2 protein-coding genes are annotated in these 5315 nt (G+C 54.9%); both read right to left on the reverse strand.

All coding sequences use genetic code 11. The features are described 5' to 3' along the window. A partial coding sequence (locus FJM74_RS21965) for a PQQ-dependent sugar dehydrogenase (protein WP_187264803.1) occupies window positions 1–2737 on the reverse strand: 2737 nt, incomplete at its 3' end. A 743-nt stretch (window positions 2738–3480) separates the two neighbouring features. Further along, window positions 3481–5001, reverse strand: a complete 1521-nt coding sequence (locus tag FJM74_RS21970) for a serine/threonine protein kinase (RefSeq protein ID WP_187264804.1) — start codon at window positions 4999–5001, stop codon at window positions 3481–3483. Window positions 5002–5315 lie beyond the last annotated feature (314 nt).

A 5315-nucleotide genomic window follows, 5' to 3' on the forward strand; every position in this document is an offset into this window, starting at 1 on the left:
TCCAGAAGGTGTACTGGCCCGAGGCAGGAGCCGTGATGTAGCCGCGCACCCGCTGCCCGTAGTTATCTCCCACAAAAGCCGGAGCCTCGAATGAAGTGAGTTCTGTTACAGAAGTAGGAGTTTGGCTAAGTGGGATGCTGGCAATGGTGGAGCCATATGCTTTCTCCCAATATTCCCGGGTAATGCTTCCGCCGGAGGTAGGCCCGCCAGTGATGCTGATGTTCACGGCTCCTGACTCTGCCGTATGGCCGCCTGCATCGGTTGCTCTGGCTTTGATGGCAAATGAGCCACCAGGTGCGTTGGTCCAGGATGCGCTAAACGGACTGGTGGATGACTCTGCTATTTTAGTGGTATTCTGGAAATACTCCACCTTCGTCCAGGCCCTTGTCGGGTCGGTAAAGGCTGCTTTCAGGACGATGTTTGTGCCAGCCTCGAAGGTTTGCCCTTCAGTTGGAGAGGTTATCATGACGGCCTTCACTTCCCCGCCGCTGCAGTCTGGGTACAGGTCTACAAAGTCGGTGCCGCTCAGGCCGCCGGCATCGGTTACTTTAAGCGAAATCCGGTAAAAGTAGGTCTCGCCGTCGCAGCCAATAGGTGTAAGGGTAGTGGTGGTGGTTACTGCATTATCGACAGGCTCCGGATGGGTGTGCTGGTTATGGTGCAGGGTTGTCTGCCATTCGTAGCGCAACTGGGCACCGGTGTGCTCCTTATCTGCTACAGTGGCGGCCAGGCTGTAGACAGATTGTTTGGTAAGGGGATAACGCGTGCCCTCTGCCGGACTGGTAATGGTTACGACCGGTGCCGTGTTGTTCAGAGCTATTGTTAACTGGGCAGTGGCCGACATCCCGCCGGCATCCGTTACTTTAAGTGTAACCGTGTAGGAGGCGATGCCCGAGGCTGAAAACGTGTGCGAAGGGTTGGCCTCGGCAGATACGGGCGTGCCATCTCCAAAATTCCACTCGTACTTTAACGCCTGACCTTCCGGATCGGAGGAGCCGCTGCTGCTGAATTTTACGGTGAGAGGGCTGGTTCCTGAGAGTTTGTCGGCGGTGGCTACGGCTTTAGGCGGCAGGTTGCCCGACTTGTAAGACACGCGGTGCACCTCGGTGGCATATTTTATGTAATACAGGCCGCCGGTAACCGGGTTGGTGGCAAAGGCCACTACAAAGGCATCGCTGTCTTTAAAGTTGCTGATGCTTTTTGGCATGTGCCCTGCATCGAAGGTGGCATTTCTGATCCAGCCTGCAGCATAGTCTCCGAAAAAGTAGGTGTTTTTGTAGCCTGCCGGAAAATCGTCGCCGGTATACCAGATGCCTCCTGTGGCAGAACTTCCGGAGAACTGCGGCCCGGAAACCGGAGAGTTGGATGCTCCGATCATGGCCACTGCCGCCGTCTCGCCATTAAAAATGCCAGTTCTGGAGCCTCCGCCGCGGCTTTCCTGTTTCCATTCAAAGGCAGGGCGGGCATGCACGAATTGTTTATACTGGGTAGGGATAGGTTTAGTATTGTCGCAGGGGTTGCCAAAATAGGGCGTAGTGCTTTTCAGTGGCTGCCTGATCAAATCGTTATAATAGAAGTACTGCTGTTGGCAGCTTCCCGAGCCATACAAAGGGTTTGGGGCGTACTTGTTGGGAACTTGCCTGTGGTAATACCACTCGTGCGGCTCAAGCCCTTCGTAAATGGGCCAGCCAAAGTTCATGCCGCCCTTTGTGGCGACGCTTACCTCTTCCCAAACATGCCAGCCTACATCCCCGATGTATAACACACCCGGAAAACCGGTGCCGCCGCTACCAGGCTTTATCGTAAACCGAAACGGATTGCGGAGACCCAAAGCCCAGACCCTGGAGGCCGCCGACCGTGGAGCCGACGAGTTGTAAAACGGGTTGCTGGGCAACCCGTTGCCGGTGGCGGGGTCTATCCTCAGAATTTTACCGTTGATGCTCTCCACCTGCTGCGCCCGGTAGGCGCCGATATTCTCTTTCTCTGTAATAATGCCATCTTTAATGGCCTGCGGAATATAGGTGTCGTTGGGGTTGGCGGGGTCGTAGCCGGTGTCTACATAACCGGCCGAGGCGCCATCGCCGATCGAGAGGAGCAGCGAACCGTCTTCGCCGAACACCAATGAGCCCACCCCATGGCCCAGGTACAGGATCGGCAGGCCCTGCGAAACGGTTTCGCCGATCAGGATTTTTCTGGAAGCAGGATCGGTGCTTTTGCGGTTGTCGGTGGCTCTGGCGGTGTACCGCGTCAAGCGGCCTATGGTGGCGTTCGAATACTCGTTGGCAGTGGCGCTGTAGGTGCTCTTGCCGAAATGGAGTAGGTGGTGCCTGTCTACCACATACAACAGATAGTAGTAGCCGTTGCTATCGAAGTTGGGGTCGAGGGCAAAGCCCAGCATGCCATGATCCCGCCAGTCGCCTACTTCCTCGCTGATATCAATGAGCGGGCTGGGTAGTTTCTGCCCGTTCTCCACGATCCATACCTTTCCGGCTTTCTCCCAAACGTACATGCGCTTTCCATCCTTCGAGAAGTCGAGCCCTACGGCCGCATTCCAGCTGCCGCCAACTTTTTCCGTTATAAAACCGCTTGGCTGTGCCCCTGCTGGAGAGCCTGCAGAAAAGAGAAAGAAGGTTAAACAAAACAGCAGCACAGGAAAGCGGAGCAGGGGAGCTTGCCGTGCAGGCAGATGTTGTAACAGCAAGGTGGCTTTATGGTTACGGGTGTATAAAGTACTCATTTTGGCAAGGATTAAAAAGTTTGTGGTAAAGTAATATCCGGCGCATGCTGAGACTCAGTTTTGCGGCGCAAAGATGACATCGGCGGGTTCACCGGGTAACGAATAGAAGTAAGACCGAACTTTATCGGGTGCTGTACAACTGCCTTCAGGAAGATGCAAGGCAGACAGGGGAGCAGGCAGTGCCAATAGGTGGCAGGATTAAAAGAGCAGGAGCTGTTCTCTGCTCCAGGGCACATCTATGTAAGTGAGGCCGTGGTGGGCGGTAGTATCTGTTTTACGTTTTGCAGTAGCTGTTGTTTGTTTATTTTAAGAAAAAACAGGGCTGAGGACAGGGGACGTAAAAATCAAAACCTGCCGCTGCCCAGGAAATGGCAGCAGCAGGTTTTGATGATCCGGTATAATGCAGGCTAAAGTGCTGTAGATCAGTTGAAAAGAAATTATTTGAATGAAAAGAGCCCTCCGGACCAGTAGAAACCGGAAGACAACGGCCGTTTATCCTGTGTCAGGAGTAATGCCGCATTTGCAAATGGCCAGGATATTCCGTCAGGTTTTTGCGCGGCTCTGAGCCAGGTCACAGCCGGATTCCGGATCAACCATGCAGCTCACACGCCAGTTGTTTGGCGATACCTCATCAGCCTGTAAATACCCTGACGGCAAACCGATTATTCTAATGAAAATGCCCCTCCGGAGCTTCGGTACATCCAGGCTGTACCTAAAGGAGGAAGCGGGGTTTTGGCTGCCGCTCATCTGCCAGAAGCCGAAGCCACATTCAGCTCTTCTATTTTGCCTTCTTCATTTTTATGCATGTTCGTGACCTGAATAGTGCTGCTGGTATCGGCGCTCAGAAGCATGTCCACCATCTCGTTTACGGTAAAAACACCAATCAGGGCACCGTCGGCTGTATACGACACAATGGCATCTGGCGCAAAATACCGCTGTATATCAGTGCGCCATCGCTCCCGTACGGCGATCGGCACCTTCTCGTTTGGCAGCTGCTGCAGAAACCCCGTTAAGGAAGCTGGCTTTCGGTAAGCAGGCCTGGGGTTCGTTCGGGCAGGAGCAGTGGCGCGCGGAGCAGGGGCGGGCGGTGCCGGTGCCGGCGTGCCTCCGGGGGCTGCGGCAGGAGCTGGGCTGGCCTGCGGCGGCTGTTGGGTGTCGCCGGCTGTTTCCGGTAGAGCCGTTTCTGCTGGGGTGGCTGCTGCGGCTGCCCGTTCGTCTGCCGCAGCCGGGGAGCCCGAACGAATCACGGTGGCGGTCGCTTCTGAAGAAGTCAGTTTCTGCCAGGCATCTGGAGCAATATAGAGAAAGTAGGCGGCCGCGGCCGCGAAGAGAGCCAGCAGCGCGGCCAAACCGATAAAGACCGGTTTCAGCGATGAGCTTTTATTGTATTCCACCACTTTTACGGTTGCGGGGGCAAAGCGGCCAAATGTTTTCCAGTTGCCATGCTCCAGAAAGTAGGTGCCTTCCTGTTCGAGTTCTGTAGCGGAAGGCCGCTTTTCAAAATCAGGGTCCAGGCAGGCCTTCACGATATTTTGCAGCTCGCGCGCATAGCGGAACGGGAGCTGCGGGATGGCCGCTCCCTGCAGCAGCGCAATGCCTCCGCTGCCCATCCAGGGAATCTCCCCGCTGCAGGCCTCGTACAAGATCACGCCAAACGAAAAAATATCGCTGGCGGCAGTGCGCCGGGGCTGGGCCGAGAACAGTTCCGGTGGGGCATACTCCGGGGGCATGGTGGTGGTGTGGCCAACCACTTTCCGTAGGGCGCTCCGGGTGCGGTTGCTGATGCCATAGTCAGAGAGTACATAATTGCCGTCATCTGTTATCAGGATGTTGTCGGGGTTCAGATTGCGGTGCAGCGTGGGCAGTTCGTGCGCGTGCAGGTAAAAAAGGGCACGGCCGACCTGCTGCAGGAGCAGCGCAACCTCGCTCTCCGACAAAGGGCCCTCCTCCTGCAGCTTCTGGTGGAGCGAACCCTTGTGCAGGTAGGGCAGCACAAAGTATGGCTTCCCATCCTGTATATCGATGGAATAAGGCTGCAACAGGCCGGGGTGACGCAGGGAATCAACTTTCTCCAGGTCCTGGTGCAGCAGCTCCAGGCTTTTTTCGTCCAGTCTGGCCTGCGGCACAAATATCTTCAGGGCCACCAGGGCCCCCTCCTCCATCAGGTCCTCCGCCTTCCACAGTTCCGAGATCCCACGGGAGCCGATCAGTTCTTTTAACAGAAAACGATCTGCAAAAACATTATCTCTATCTAGTGTAGGCATAAGCAACGGTTTCGGCATTAATTATGGTTTAGGCAGCTGCCAGTGCTGCGTTTTACATATTTTACGTATGGTTCACTGAAAAGCCAACTATTCTTAACAGTTTACCAAAGTCTTTTAACGGAAGAGTAGCCGCTGAGTGTATGGGCAGGGGCAGATAATAGAGCCGGGCGAGGTAAAAGCTCCCTGCCAATAGGCTGTAGGGGCCTGTTTATAAAATGGGCCGGCACTCATTTCTGTTTGGTTTTTACAAAGGTTAGGGATGTTGGCTGCAAGGTTACAAAGAGTAGGTGAAAGTTACAGAATTATTCCAATCG

Source organism: Pontibacter beigongshangensis (assembly GCF_014332515.1).
GTDB lineage: Bacteria > Bacteroidota > Bacteroidia > Cytophagales > Hymenobacteraceae > Pontibacter > Pontibacter beigongshangensis.